A 14,024-nucleotide genomic window follows, 5' to 3' on the forward strand; every position below is an offset into this window, starting at 1 on the left:
CCTTGCTGGATCCCTGTCAACCAGGATGGACCCATAAACCTGTTTTGACAGTGATGGGCGGCACATTCCGGGCACCGCCCGGGGTCAGGCCTGCAGCTTGAGGGCGAAAGCCTCCAGGGCCCGGTAGTAGGGCTCGATGCTGGGGATGTAGTGGCGCTCGCCCTTGGCGTGGGGACCGATGCCGCTCTGGCCCCACACGACAGCCTGGCCGCCGGGGGCGAAGCGGGCCGAGGTGCCGGCCCCCTTGCGACCGATGGGAGCCTCGCCTCCGGCGGCGACGATGCCCGCCAGGAGGGCCTTCAGGTAGGGGTTCTCCGGGTCGCAGGCCACGCCGGGCTCCCAGGCGGAGGGCACCAGCTCCAGGCCCCGCTCCGCGGCCAGGGCCTCGATCTCGGCCCGCAGCTTCGAGACGTCGTCCTGGGGGATGGGGCGGATCTCCACGCCCAGGCTGCCGCGGTCCGGCGTGATGTTGTAGACGCCGGGCGTGCCCACCTGGATGTAGGCGAAGCGGGCCAGGGACTGCCAGCCGTTCTCGCCCTTCAACGTGAGGTGCTTCGGGAACAGCTCGCGCAGGGCCTCCCGGGCGCCCAGGAGGCGCTCGGTGAGGTCGGGGCCACTCGCCAGCCCGCTGTGGCCGCGGGTGCCCGTGGCCACCAGCTCGAAGCGCAGCACGCCCCGGTTCTGGGTGCAGACCTCGCCCCAGAGCTCCGTGCCCTTCTCGCCCGTGCGCTCCCCGGCCACGAAGAACCGAGGTTCGTAGCCCGATTCATCCTTCAGCCGCGCCAGGACGTGGGGTGTGCCCATGGGCTCCAGCTCGCCGTTCTCCTCGTTGCCCACCATCAGCAGGTTCACGGGCGGATAGGGGGCACCCTTCTTCATCGTGTCCTTCATCCACACCAGGTAGGTGGCCAGGACGGTCTTCATGTCCGCGGCGCCCCGGCCCCAGAGGTAGTCGCCCTCGACCTTGGGTTCGAACTGGCTGTCGTCGGGCTCGGGGGCCACCACGTCGAAGTGGCCGCAGAGCATGGCGGGCGCTTGCTCCTGGCCCGGGAAGTGGGCCAGCAGGGCGGGGAAGGTGGCCCCGTCGAAGGTGCGGACGGGCACGCCGTGGTTGCGCAGGTAGTCGTGGATGAAGGTGCCGGCCCGGTGGACCTCGGCGATGCGCTCTTCGGGGCAGGCGGTGACGGAGGGGATGCGGATCAGGCGCTGGGACAGGGCCAGGATCTCGGCGGTCTTGTCGGCGTACTCCGCCTCCACCAGGGCCTCGGGCCGGGGCTGGAAGCGGATGGGGGCGCGGGCATCCAGGGAGACCTCGTCCCGCGCCCGCTCCAGGAAGTCCTGCAGCTTGTCCTCCTCGGCGCCCAGGGCCGCGAGGTTCCCGGTGAGGGCCTCGACTTCGGCGGCCACGCGGGCCTGGCGCTCCTCCGCCAGGCGGGCCAGCAGCTCGGGCGGGACGAGGTCGGAGCCCTTGAGGTCGGCCTTCAGCCGATCGCGCATGCGCTCGGCGGTGCTGGGGGCGCCGGCGGCCATCTCCACGAGGGGCGCGAGGTCCTCCCAGAAGTCCAGGGCCTCGGCCAGGGGCCGGAGCTGGTCCAGCGTCCACGAGAGGAAGGCGCGCATGGCCACGGGCTTGGCCGTGAGGGGATCCTCGATGACGGCGCGCAGGCCCTCCCGGGCGGCCAGGTCCTCGTTGCGGCGGGCGCGGGCGATGTCCTCGGCGTCGTAGCGGAAGGCGCGGGCGAAGTCCGGGTCCCCGTAGAAACGCAGCAGCAGGAGGTGCTTCAGGGTGAGGTTGGCCACGTCCAGGGCCAGCTCGTGGCCAGGATCGTCCGTGCGCACCTCCACGCGGGCCATGGGCAGGTCGATGCGGGCGAAGAGGTTCTGGCGCTCGATCTGGGCGGCCATGTCCTCGACATTGCGCGTCTCGCCGGCGGCGAAGAGGCCCCGGGCGTAGATGTCGTGCAGCTGGTCGCTGGTGACCTGGATGAGGCGCTCCACGGGTTCCGCCTGGGAGCGGGCGCGCACGGGGATCCAGTTGTTGTTGCCGAAGCGCACGCCGCGGCGCACCAGGTCGTAGGACAGGCGCAGGTAGTCCGGGTGGCTGCGGTTGAGGTCGGGCACGTCGAGGGCCGGCGGGTTCGGGAAGGTGAGGTTCCGGACCGACTCGTAGGGTGTGAGCCGCACGACGGGCTTCCCGTCCTCCTGGTCGGCCTGCATGGGCGTGCTGGCGCTGGTGGCGATGAAGAGGGCGGCGAAGGCGCGCATGAGCCGCGTGCCGGTGATGTAGACCTGGTTCTTGTAGTCGTCCAGGTGGCGGTCCCCGCGCTCAGCCGCGGGCAGGTGCATGAAGTCCCAGGCCAGCATGGGCTCGGGCAGGCTCAGGTTGGAGTGCGTGCCGGCCGTGGCCAGCTCGGTGCCGTACAGCTCGACGCAGCGCTGGAGGTAGCGCCGCTTGGCCAGGTGCCAGGACTCGGGCACACAGTCCGGGCCGATCTCCGGCAGGACGAGCAGGTTGCCGTGCCAGTGGTAGAGGGGCTCGCCGAAGGCCCGGCCGTCCCTGGCCAGGGCGTTGATGAGCTCGGCCTCCAGCAGGCGTCCTTCGTACACCGTGCCCTTCGGCGTGTGGTAGGGCCGGGTCACCCACTCGATCATCCAGTGGAAGACCTCCAGCTGGTGGTAGGGCTCGGTCCAGGGTGCCAAGACCTTCGAGCGCAGGTGGTCCACGAAGGACATGTGGTCCGGTCCCGTGCCCACGGTGAGCAGCGGCCGGAACCGGGAATCCATGAGGTTCCACTCCAGCTCCAGCCCGCAGAGCCCGCCCGAGGGGCGGGTCTCCAGCGCCGTCTGGCGCGCCAGCCGGAACTTCTCGACGAAGGCATTCAGATCAAACACGGGTGCTCCGGATTTATCAGAGACAAGACGAACTGATCACCGCCAAGGCGCCAAGGACGCCAAGAAGGAGAAAAGCCATTCCTTTTGAAGTTCTTGGTGCCTTGGCGTCTTGGCGGTGAATCTTTTCATGCGTGGAGCGTCTTGAGGGCCGTCACGAGGCGCTCTGCGGCGCCCTGGGTGCGCTCGGGGGGGGTGGCGTAGGAGAAGCGGATCCACTCGGCGCCGTAGGGGCTGAAGAAGGCGCCGGGCACCACGGCCACGCCCACTTCCTCGGCGAGGTGCTGGCCCAGGGGCTCGGAGTCGGCCCAGCCCTTGGCGTTGAGGGCGTCGCCCACGTGGAGGAAGGCGTAGTAGCCCTGGCCCAGGATGTGGCGGAGGCCCTGTTCCTTGAGGAAGCCGCGCAGCCAGGCCCGGCTGGCGTTGGTGGGTCCCACGATGGGTGCGGCGGCCTTCTGGATGCCCTGCTCGTAGGCGGCCATGGCCACGGCCAGGCTGAAGAAGGAGGGGATCACGGTGTGGGAGGCCTGGGCCACGATCACCTTCACCACGGACTCCGCGGCCAGCAGGTGGCAGTTGCGGATGTTCGAGCCGCCCAGGCTCTTCGTGATGCCGTCCAGCACCATCAGGCGCTCCCGCTGGGCGGGCTCGAAGGCCTTCAGCAGGGCGTTCACGTCGTAGGGCTCGTGGTCGCTGACGACGTGGTACATCCAGTCGAAGAGGACGAAGGCCACGCCCGCCTCCAGGGCGGCCTTGGCGAGCTCGATCTGGCGCTGCAGGGTGAGCGTCTGGCCCGTGGGGTTGTCGGGGCTGGTGATGACGAGGCCCGCCACCTTGCGGCCGTGGCGGGCGGCCTCGGCGACGCAGGCGCGGATCCCGTCCTCGCTGTAGGCCCAGCCCTCCTCGGGGCGGCCGGGCGCCCACATCACGTTGGCGCCCACGCCGTAGGGGCCCCAGTTGTAGCTGATCCAGGGCACGCGGCTGACGACGACGACGTCGCCCTGGCGGCCGTGGCCCAGGGCCAGCATGGCCTGGTAGGCCTTCTGCAGGCCGTCGCGCCCGCCCTGGGTGCCGATGACGTTGCCGGGCCCCCAGCCCGTGGCGGGATCCAGCTTCCAGTAGGCCTCGGCCACGGCCTTGCGGTAGGCCTCGGTGCCGAAGGGCATGTCGTAGGCGGTGCCGTGCTGCTTCTGCAGCTCGAAGGCGCGGTCAAGCAGCGCCTCGGGCACGCCGGGCAGGGAGGCGCCCCCGTCGCCCTGGCTGGCGTCGAAGACCGGCACGCCGGGCTGCTTCTGCTGGAACACCTTCAGCGACTTGTTGATGAGGAACATCCGGGAGGGCGGGATGGGTGCGAGTCGGCCCAGGTGGTCGCTCGCCGGGACGAGGTTCGCCTCAGGTACAGCGAAGGCAGGCGTCTCGGAAGACAGCAACGGAGTGGACACGGAACCTCCAGGGCGGATGGGGCGCAGTGGACCGATACGAAAAGGTCGTTCCCGCGGAACCGCAGGAACGACGAGCCTGGACAGCAGAATACCAGTCGTACCACCCACCCACTCCGTGAAAATGGCCGAAGGCAATTTGAAAGACGCGCCTTTTAGCGGAGTGACATAAAGCGGATCCATCGATCACCAGACCAAGAAGCGCTGGTATCCAGGAAGAGAGCGGTCCGAAGCTGGATCAAGTCGAAACCGAATGGAGTAGCCGTTCTTGTCGATGTGTCCGGTTTTCGAATGGACCACGACCTCTTCAATGGCTATTTCCTGTCGGGGCTAGGACGCCAGCTCTCCGGCCACCCGCCCGGCCGTTTCCACGCCCCGGGCCAGCACGGAGCGGATGCGGCCGTCCTCCAGGGCCAACAGGCCCGCGATGGTGCAGCCGGCGGGCGTGGTGACGTCATCCCGGAGGGAGGCCGGATGCCGGCCCGTGGCCAGCAGCATCTCGGAGGCGCCCAGGGCCACGCGGGCGGCCAGTTCCAGGGCCACGGCCCGGGGCATGCCGCGCATGACGGCCCCCTCGGCCATGGCTTCCAGCACGAGGTAGATGAAGGCCGGGCCGCTGCCGCCCAGCCCCGTGACGGTGTCCATGTGTTTCTCGTCGAGCTGCAGTACCGCGCCCATGCAGCCGAAGATCCGCTGGGCCAGTTCGAGGTGGCGCGCTTCCGCGCCGGGGCCGGCGCAGACCACGGTCACGCCCTTGCCGATGGCGCAGGGCGTGTTGGGCATGGCCCGCACGACGGCGCAACCGGGAGCCCGCTCGGCCAGGGAGGCCGTCCGCACCCCCGCGGCGATGGAGATCACCAGGGGATGATGGTCCAGGGCATCGGACTCCTCCAGTCGGCAAAGCAGGCCGTCCACGTCCCGGGGCTTCACGGCCAGGACGAGGATCTCCGCGCCTCGGGCGGCCTCCTCGGGATGCCGCGCGACCAGCCCCAGGGCCTCGGCATGGGCCTGGGCTGCATCCGGTCGGCGGGCGCCCACGCGCAGAGACCTCGGCGTGGCGAGGCCCTGGGCCAGGAGGCCCGTGGCGAGGGCGCGGCCCATGGTGCCGAAGCCCAGGAGGGCGGTGACGGGGAGGCGGACGGCGTGCGACATGGAAACTCCGAAGAAAGAAAAACCCCCGACCGCGGGTGCGATCGGGGGTGAGGTGGGGGCTCGACCTGCGTCTAGCTCAGTCCCTCTCCTGCCGGCGCACCGCAGGGCGGCTGGCTAGGGCGCGGGGTCTGGAGGCGGAGGGCGGACATCGTGGGGGACAGTGTGGCGGAGGGCGGGTTGCGGCGCAACGGAATCAGTGGGCTGCCGCTTGCAGCGCCGCCTCGTCGCGGCCCGGCTTCACCTGGCGGAGGCACACCGTCTGGAGTGGCACGAGGCGGAGGCATGCGACCCCCAACCCCACGGGGGAAGTTCATCTGTCGCCAGGACCTCGGAGGCGCAAGTTGGGAAGGGCGGTTGCCATTTTGAGCCGGGCTGGCACACTGCCCTTGAGACTCGTTTGCATGAATAATGAATATGCCCCTTTCCGCTCCCATGCCGGCTTCTCCGCCGAGCCAGAGCCTGGGAACTGGGTTCCCGTTCATCCTCGGCCTTGTTAAAGGGGCTGCCCAGGCAGGGGCATGGCACCCGACGGATTCACCTGGTTCGTACCTCCGGAGGCACGCATGAATACGGACGCAGCACGCAGGCAGATCGACCAGCAGTGGGATACCGATATCATCCCGACCCTGGAGCGTTACATCGAGATCCCCAACCAGTCTCCGGACTACGATCCGGAATGGCGGACGAACGGGTTGTTGCAGCAGGCGGTCGAACTGGCCCGGGCGTGGGTGGAGAAGCAGCACCTGCCCGGAAGCCGTCTCGAGGTGCTGACCGCCGAGGGACGCACGCCCATGCTCCTGCTCGAGGTGGAGGGTGACGGCGAGGACACGGTGCTGCTCTACGGGCATCTGGACAAGCAGCCGCCCACGGAAGGGTGGGAGGAGGGCCTGGGCGCCTACCAGCCGGTGATCCGGGACGGCAAGCTCTACGGGCGCGGAGGGGCGGACGACGGATATGCCCTGTTCGCGACCGTGTCGGCCATCCAGGCCCTCCAGGCCCAGGGCGTCAAGCATTCGCGGCTCGTGACGCTGATCGAGTGCTGCGAGGAGAGCGGTTCAGGCGACCTGGAATACTACGTGGATCTCCTGGCGCCGAGGATCGGGACACCCGGTCTGGTCATCTGCCTGGATTCCGGCTGCGGCAACTATGAGCAGCTCTGGAGTACCGCTTCCCTCCGGGGGGTGGTCATGGGCAACCTCACGGTCCAAGTGTTGACGGAGGGTGTCCATTCCGGGGATGCCAGCGGCATTGTGCCGTCGAGCTTCCGGATCGCCCGGCAGCTGCTGAACCGCCTGGAGGATCCGGACACCGGCGAGTTGCTCCCTGAATGGCTCAAGGTCGAGATTCCGAGCTACCGCGTCGAAGAGGCCCGCAGGACGGCGCAGATCCTGGGAGACACCATCCACACCTCCTTCCCCTTCGTACCCGGCATGCGCCCGGTCACCTCGGACCTGACGGAATTGATGCTCAACCGGACCTGGCGGTCCACCCTCTCGGTGACCGGCCAGGCCGGGATGCCCGATGTGGAGCATGCGGGCAATGTGCTGCGGCCCCGGACGTCCCTGAAGCTGTCCGTCCGCCTTCCCCCGACGCTGATTGCCGAGGACGTGGTGCCTCGCCTCAAGGCGCTGCTGGAGGAGAATCCCCCCTACGGCGCCAGGGTGACCTTCGATGGCGTGGATGGCGCCTCTGGCTGGGATGCGCCGGAACTGGCTCCCTGGCTGAGGGCGACGGTCGACGAGGCCTCCCGGGCCTTCTTCGGGCGGGAGGCCTGCTACATGGGCGAGGGCGGATCCATCCCCTTCATGGGCATGCTGGGCGAACGCTTCCCCGAGGCGCAATTCCTGATCACGGGCGTGCTCGGGCCCCAGAGCAATGCCCATGGGCCCAACGAATTCCTGCACATCCAGACGGCGAAGCACCTGACCGGCTGCGTGGCCTACGTGCTGGAACGCTACCACGCTGAAAGGAAGGGCTGATCCCGACCGGCAGCCATTCACGATAACCACCCGGGCTGGACAGATCCAGCGATGGGCCCAGGCGTGGTTCCGTCAGGGGCCTCCTGGGGGCAAGGCCTCCACCAGGAAGCCCAGCCCTTCAGCCAGGTCCGGCACCGCGCGTTCCCGAGCCTGCTGGGCCAAGGCCAATCCTGGGAAGGAGGGGCCTCGTGGGAGGGGCCGCGGCCCTTCCCCTATCCAAAGGACAGGAAAGCCCGGGATGCGTCCCCGCGCCTCCCCCGCGCGGGGGAGGGGGGACCTGGCGTTAGCGCACGGCCAGGCGGAGCGCCTCCCACAGCGCCTCCACATGCCGCCGCTCGGTGGTCTCGGCGCCGATGCTCACGCGGAGCATCTGGGTGCCCTTGAGGACGGAGGGGGTCAGGTAGGCCTTCCCGCCCTCGTTCACGCGGCGGGCGAGTTCCAGGTTGTGGGCGGCGAGCGCCGCCTCGTCCAGGCCGGGCTTCACGTGGCGGAGGCACACGGTCTGCAGGGGCACGGGCGCCAGGCGCTCCCAGTCCGGGGCGGCGTCCACCTGGGCCTTCAGCCACTGGGCGTTCTCCAGGTCGCGGCGCAGGCGGGCCTGCAGGCCCGCCACGCCCACGTCCACGAGGTAGAACCACAGCTTGAGCGCCCGGAAGCGGCGGCCCAGCTGGATGTGCCAATCGCGGAAGTTGCTCACCTGGCCGTCCTGGGCGGTGCGCAGGTAGCTGGGGTTGGTGCTCATCACGCGGATGAGGTGCTGGGGATCGCGCACGTAGTAGGCGCTGAGGTCGAAGCCCACGCCCATCCACTTGTGGGGGTTGAAGACGAGGCTGTCGGCACGCTCGACGCCCTCCCACATCCAGCGGCACTCCGGCAGCACCATGGCCGTGCCCGCCAGGGCCGCGTCCACGTGGAGCCACATCCCGTGCTTTTCCGCGAGGTCGGCCATGGCCGCCACGGGATCCAGCGCCGTGGTGCCCGTGGTGCCCACGGCCGCCACGAGGGCGCAGGGGCGCAGGCCGATCTCCACGTCCTTGTCGATGGCCGCCTGCAGCCGGTCCAGGCGGAGCGCGTGGTTCTCGTCCGTGGGGATGAGGCGCAGGAAGCTGCGGCCGAAGCCCGCCAGCAGCGCGGCCTTCTCGATGGAGCTGTGGCCCTGGTCCGAGGCATAGACCACGAGGGGTGCCTCGCCACTCTGGAGTCCTTCCGTGTTCTGCGCGTAGCCCGACACCTTCTCCCGGGCGCAGAGCAGGGCGGTGAAGGTGGCGGTGCTGGCGGTGTCGTGGATGACGCCCGTGAAGGCAGGGCTCAGGCCCACCATCTGGCGCAGCCAGTCCATGACGACCTCTTCGACCTCCGTGGCGGCCGGGCTGGTCTGCCAGCTCATGCCCTGGGCCCCCAGGCCCGAGGCCGCCAGGTCGCCGAGGATCGAGGCGTAGCTGGTGTTGCTGGGGAAGTAGGCGAAGAAGGAGGGATGGTTCCAGTGGGTGATGCCCGGCAGCACGTCCCGCTCCAGGGCCGCCAGGGCCTGGGCCATGCGCCCGCCGTGGAGGGGTGGATGGTCGGGGAAGGCGGCCCGGATCTCGCCGGGTCTCGCCTGGCTCATCACCGGGAGGCGCTCAAGGTTCTCGCGGTAATCCGCGATCCAGTCCACGAGCTGGTATCCGAGGCGGCGGAATTCTTGGGCGTCCATCGCTCCAGTGTGCCGCCATTCCTGCGGTGCGGCTTCAGGGATGTTCGACCTCCGCGGCGGAAGTGAGGGGCTGCAGGAGCTGGACCTTCCCGGTGTCGAGGTGGTAGAGGGCGGGCAGGATCCTGAGCCTGCCCTCGGCCGTCCGCTCCCGGAGGAGGTTCGACCGGTCCAGGAGCGCCTGGGCCTGGCGTTGGGCATTGCTCGCCTCGAGGCGGGTGCCGTAGGCCGCCGCGTCCTCGTCGGGGGCTTCCGGGGTGCTCTCCAGGAGGCCCGCCATGCCGGCCTGGAGGGCCCACAGGTTGCCGGGCAGCGGCCTGCCCCGGGCCTCCCGCACAGCCTTCACCGCCCCGCAGCCCGTGTGGCCCATCACCACGATCACCTTCGAGCCCAGGTGCTCCACGGCGTACTCGGCGGAGGCGAGGCCCTGGAGGTCAGGGGCGTTGCCCGCCTCGCGGATGGTGAAGAGGCGACCGGGCTCCTGGTCGAAGACGAAGGCGTCAGGCACCCGGCTGTCCGAGCAGGTGATGACCACGGCGAAGGGCTGCTGGCCCTTCACCAGCGCGGCGCGAAGGGCGGCATCGCGGCCCGTGTCCACGGTCCGCACCCGCTTTCCGGCGGCAAAGCGTCCGTTGCCGGCGAGGAGTTCCTCCAGGGCCGCGCGGGGGGTGTCGGGCACCCCGGCAGGAGGGGCGGTGACGAGGCGGATGGCGGGAACCGGGGGACTGGTGGAGGGAGGGGCCTGGGCCGTCAGCGGTAGGGCGGCCACGACAAGGAGGAGGGACAGGCTGCGCATGGGGGCTCCGTGGATGCCCCCGTACCGAGCGATCGAAGGCGCCTGGGGTTTAAATCCCATCGAGGTTGGGTAAGACGGCGCCTTCCAGTGGCCTGCAGGCTGGTGTGGGCGGGGCCCAGGCGGCGACAATGGGGGTCCGGTTCTAGGAGCGGCTTCATGGAAATGGTCATCGACTTCCCCGGCGGCGCCCGGGTCGACGCGCACTTCGGCCCCTACACGGTGATGACGGACCAGCCGCCCCAGGGTGGGGGCGAGGGCTCGGCCCCCACGCCCTTCGCGCTGTTCCAGGCCTCCCTGGGCACCTGCGCAGGCATCTATGTGCTGGGCTTCTGCCGTCAGCGGGGCCTGCCCACGGAGGGGATCCGGCTGACGCAGCGCACCGTCCCCGAGCCAGGCACAGGCATGGTGGGACGCATCGAACTGGACATCGAGGTGCCGCCCGGCTTCCCGGAGAAGTACCACGAGGCCCTGGTGCGGGCGGCCAGCCAGTGCGCGGTGAAGAAGCACCTCGAGCACCCCCCCGCCTTCGACGTCCGGACGGTGGTCAAGGCGTAGCCGCGGCTCAGGCGAGGTGGAGGGTCACCACCGACTTCCGCTGGCCACGCTCCCCGCCGCCGGAGCCGGAACTCTCCTTCGTGTGCTGGACGACCACCAGGCGGCCGCCCGAGCGGGCGAACTGGAAGGCTTCCCGCTCCTGCTGCTCGAAGGAGATGACCAGGAAGGCGCGGCCCTTGAGGTGGACCTGCGTCTCGGCGGCCAGGGGAAGGCCGTCGGCGCCCAGCCAGACCTGGGCGGACGCCTCCATCTCCTTGACGTACTTCCGGTCCTGCCTGGACAACCTGGGGCTGATCTTCAGGCGGAGAAGACGGGCTGGCCTACCCTGCCAGGTGTCCTCCCGGGCCTCGACGAGCTGGGCCTGATCGAGGGTGCGGAGCAGCGCCTCGGACCCGTGGAGGGCATCGCGGACCGTCAGGGCCCTGAGTCCCTCCAGGGCCTGCCGCGTGGCGGCCTTGGCCTCCGGGTCCGTGGCCTGGGCCTGGGCCTCGCGCGCCGCGGCCTTCAGCAGATCGGGGGCCCAGGACATCCGGAGCCCCTGGGGGCCGTCCTCCACGGTGGCTGCTGCCCGCCCTTCCGTGACGATGGGCTGCTTGTCGTCGCCCTGGCGGCTCCAGAACTGGTACTCGACGCTCGCCTTCACCGGGGACTGGCTGTCCAGGCGGGCGAGGGCATCCCTGAGGTCACCGAGGGCGTCCGCACGGAGCAGGGTCCCGAGCAGGAGCAGGGAGAGCAGGCGGAGCGTCATGGGGGCCTCGGGAAGGGGGACAGCCAGGGAATGCCGCGTCCCGGAACGGGGTTCCCGAAAGGAGGACGCTACTCGTAGCGGAGGGCCTCGATGGGGTCCTGGCTGGCGGCTTTCAGGGCGGGCCGCGGGACCCGCTCCGCGAGCCAGGGGCGAGCGGGAGGAGGCGCCGGGGGCGCCTCCGTTCGCGGGGGAGCAGGCGCCGTGCGCGAGCAGGGCGAGCGCCCAGGCGCTGGCCCACAGGGGCGGGTGCGGGCTACTCGTAGCGGAGGGCCTCGATGGGGTCCTGGCTGGCGGCTTTCAGGGCGGGCCACAGCCCGAACACCAGCCCGATGGCGGTGCTGACGCCGAAGCCGAGGGCCACGCTCCACAGCGGCGCCGCGGCGGGGAAGTCGAAGACGAGGCGCACGAGCATGGCGATGCCGAGGCCCAGGGCGATGCCCACGGCGCCGCCCACGCCCGTGAGGCTGATGGCCTCCACGAGGAACTGCATGGCGATGTCCTTGCGGGTGGCGCCCAGCGCCTTCCGCACGCCGATCTCCCGGGTGCGCTCGGTGACGCTGACCAGCATGATGTTCATGACGCCCACCCCGCCCACCAGCAGGGCGATGGCGGCGATGAGGATCATGGCCCCGGCGATGCCGCCGGTGATCTGCTGGAAGGTCTTCAGCTGGGCCTCGCTGGTGAAGATGGCGAAGTCGTTGGGCTGGTTCGCCCGCAAGCCCCGGCGGGCGCGGAGGATGGCCACCTCCTGGTCCATCATGTCGTACATCCGCTTGGGGTCCTTGGGCACGGTGGCGATGTGGATGGTGTCCCCGCCGCCATTCTTCACCTGCGGGAACATCTCGTCGAAGGTGCTGATGGGGATGAGCAGGATGTTGTCCGCGTCCCCGCCCAGGAAGCTGCCCTTCTTCTCCAGGAGGCCGATGACGGTGAAGCTGTTCCCGTTGACGAGCACCGGGCGCCCGATGGGATCCCGCTTCCCGAAGAGGGCCTCGGCGGTCTGGGGGCCGATGACGCAGGTGCGCGAGGCGTGCGTCACGTCCGCATCCACGAAGAACCGGCCGTCCTGGACGAAGGCGTTGTTGGAGGGGGCGTAGTCGGGATTGGTGCCCACGAAGGTGGGGCCGTTGGCCTCCTGGCCTTCGGGGGTCTTGATGCTGAGGTTCGCCGCGTCCGGCCCCCGGAGGTAGCGCTCCTGGGACACCGAGGCGGCCAGGGTGGCGGTGAGCTTGAGGGCCTCGGCATCGGCGATGGTGAGGTCCCGCCGCCGCTTCTGGTCCTCGGGCAGGCGGCCGTCCCCCCCGAACCGGGGCTCGTACTTCTGGAACTGCACCAAGGTGGTGCCGAAGCTGGAGAAGCTGTCGGTCACGGCGGCGTTGAAGCCCGAGACGAAGCTCACCATGGCGATGACCGTGGCCACGCCGGCGACGATGCCCAGCAGGGTGAGGAAGCTCCGCAGCTTCTGGGCCACCATGGCCCGGAGGGCGAACCGGATGTTCTCCCGACCGATGCCCCGGAATCCGATCCGCTTGACGCGATCCGCCATGGCCTACTCCGCCCGGATGGCGTCGATGACGACGAGGTTGGAGGCCCGGAAGGCAGGCAGGAAGCCCGCCGCCAGGCCCACGAGGGTGCTCAGGCCGATGCCCGTGAGCACGATGGGGAGCGTGATCTGGGCGGGAAATCCTGCCATGGCCCGCACGGTCCAGGCCCCGATGGCACCGATGAGCACGCCGATGACGCCGCCTGCCGCGGAGAGGAGAGCCGCCTCCAGCAGGAACTGCCGCCGGATGTCGCGCTTGCGGGCCCCCAGGGCCATGCGGACGCCGATCTCCTGGGTGCGCTCCACGACGCTCACCAGCATGATGTTCATGATCACGATGCCGCCCACCCCGAGGCTCACGCTGGAGATCAGCATCAGCAGCACGAAGGCGGCGCTGCTGATGGTCTTCCAGAGCAGCTGGAGGCTCTCCTGGGTGATGAGGCCGAAGGGATCGGGGCTGCGGAAGCTGGTGTGCCGCATGGCCCGGAACAGGGCCCGCACCTCGTCCATGGAGGCGTCGAGGCCCTCCACGCCGTGCCGGGCCTTGATCTGCAGCTCCAGGCTCTCGTTGGCGGCCATGAAGTTCTTCCGGTAGACCTGGAGGGGGATGTAGATGCGGCCGTCCTGGTTGAAGCCGATGCTGCGGCCCTGTTTCGGCATGAGGCCGATGACGCGGAAGGGGAGCCCCCGGATGAGCATGGTGCGCCCGATGGGATCCAGGTGGGGGAACAGCTCCTCCCGCGTATCGGAGCCGATGACGGCCACGTTCTGGGCCGCCTGGTCCTCGTTTTCGGAGAAGTAGCGCCCGGATTCGAAATCGAGGTTGAAGAGGTCCGCGAAGTTGGGGGTGGTCCCGATGACGGCGATGCTGTCGAGGTGCTTGTTCTCGTAGCTCACCGGCATGCCGTTCCCGGCGGCGGCGGAGACCTGGGAGGACTCCTGGAGGATGCCGCTGGAGAGCCGCTCGTACTCCTGGTAGGTGATGGGCGGGCGCTTGAGGGCGTCGAGGAACTCCTTGCGGCTGCGGATGATCCCGAACTTCTCGACGAGGTACACGTCCGGCGCCAGGACGATGATCTTCTCCTTCACGTAGGTGTTCAGGCCGGAGATCACGCCCACCACGGCGACGATGGTGGCCACGCCGATGATGACGCCCAGCAGCGTGAGGAAGCTGCGGAGGGTGTGGGCCCGGATGGCCCGGAGGGCCACCCGGAGGAGTTCCTGGGGGTTCAT

10 protein-coding genes are annotated in these 14,024 nt (G+C 69.8%); 2 read left to right on the forward strand and 8 right to left on the reverse strand.

The genetic code is table 11. The features are described 5' to 3' along the window. Window positions 1-84: 84 nt before the first annotated feature. The 3 genes from QSJ33_RS13485 to proC form a co-directional block, all read right to left on the reverse strand. A complete protein-coding gene (locus QSJ33_RS13485; protein WP_285727035.1) occupies window positions 85-2,892 on the reverse strand; it encodes a M20/M25/M40 family metallo-hydrolase in 2,808 nt (935 codons plus the stop codon). Between the two features lie 125 nt (window positions 2,893-3,017). Further along, on the reverse strand, window positions 3,018-4,331 hold the full coding sequence (locus QSJ33_RS13490; protein ID WP_285727037.1) for an aminotransferase class I/II-fold pyridoxal phosphate-dependent enzyme: 1,314 nt from the start codon (window positions 4,329-4,331) through the stop codon (window positions 3,018-3,020). 327 nt (window positions 4,332-4,658) lie between these two features. Then, window positions 4,659-5,480 carry a pyrroline-5-carboxylate reductase gene (gene proC, locus QSJ33_RS13495; protein ID WP_285727039.1) on the reverse strand — a complete coding sequence of 274 codons (822 nt, stop codon included), beginning with the start codon at window positions 5,478-5,480 and terminating at the stop codon, window positions 4,659-4,661. A 563-nt stretch (window positions 5,481-6,043) separates the two neighbouring features. On the opposite strand from proC, the gene QSJ33_RS13500 reads away from it, so the two are divergent. Then, window positions 6,044-7,459 (forward strand): M20 family metallopeptidase, encoded by a 1,416-nt coding sequence (locus tag QSJ33_RS13500; protein WP_285727041.1) that lies wholly within the window; start codon window positions 6,044-6,046, stop codon window positions 7,457-7,459. 283 nt (window positions 7,460-7,742) lie between these two features. Here QSJ33_RS13500 and QSJ33_RS13505 read toward each other — a convergent pair whose 3' ends face one another. After that, window positions 7,743-9,152 carry a pyridoxal phosphate-dependent decarboxylase family protein gene (locus QSJ33_RS13505; protein WP_285727043.1) on the reverse strand — a complete coding sequence of 470 codons (1,410 nt, stop codon included), beginning with the start codon at window positions 9,150-9,152 and terminating at the stop codon, window positions 7,743-7,745. Between the two features lie 34 nt (window positions 9,153-9,186). Further along, window positions 9,187-9,945, reverse strand: a complete 759-nt coding sequence (locus QSJ33_RS13510) for a carbonic anhydrase (RefSeq protein ID WP_285727045.1) — start codon at window positions 9,943-9,945, stop codon at window positions 9,187-9,189. 156 nt (window positions 9,946-10,101) lie between these two features. Between QSJ33_RS13510 and QSJ33_RS13515 the strand changes: the two genes are divergently transcribed. Continuing rightward, window positions 10,102-10,500 (forward strand): OsmC family protein, encoded by a 399-nt coding sequence (locus tag QSJ33_RS13515; protein ID WP_285727047.1) that lies wholly within the window; start codon window positions 10,102-10,104, stop codon window positions 10,498-10,500. 7 nt (window positions 10,501-10,507) lie between these two features. On the opposite strand, the gene QSJ33_RS13520 is transcribed toward QSJ33_RS13515, so the two are convergent. From QSJ33_RS13520 to QSJ33_RS13530, 3 genes are all read right to left on the reverse strand, one after another. After that, the gene (locus tag QSJ33_RS13520) at window positions 10,508-11,248 is read right to left on the reverse strand and encodes a hypothetical protein (RefSeq protein WP_285727049.1); all 741 of its coding nucleotides are present in this window, start codon (window positions 11,246-11,248) and stop codon (window positions 10,508-10,510) included. A gap of 253 nt (window positions 11,249-11,501) precedes the next feature. Continuing rightward, complete coding sequence (locus QSJ33_RS13525) at window positions 11,502-12,794, reverse strand: ABC transporter permease (RefSeq protein ID WP_285727052.1); 1,293 nt, start codon at window positions 12,792-12,794, stop codon at window positions 11,502-11,504. Between the two features lie 3 nt (window positions 12,795-12,797). Beyond that, window positions 12,798-14,024, reverse strand: a complete 1,227-nt coding sequence (locus QSJ33_RS13530) for an ABC transporter permease (RefSeq protein WP_285727054.1) — start codon at window positions 14,022-14,024, stop codon at window positions 12,798-12,800.

Source organism: Geothrix rubra, from assembly GCF_030268065.1.
Lineage (GTDB): Bacteria > Acidobacteriota > Holophagae > Holophagales > Holophagaceae > Geothrix > Geothrix rubra.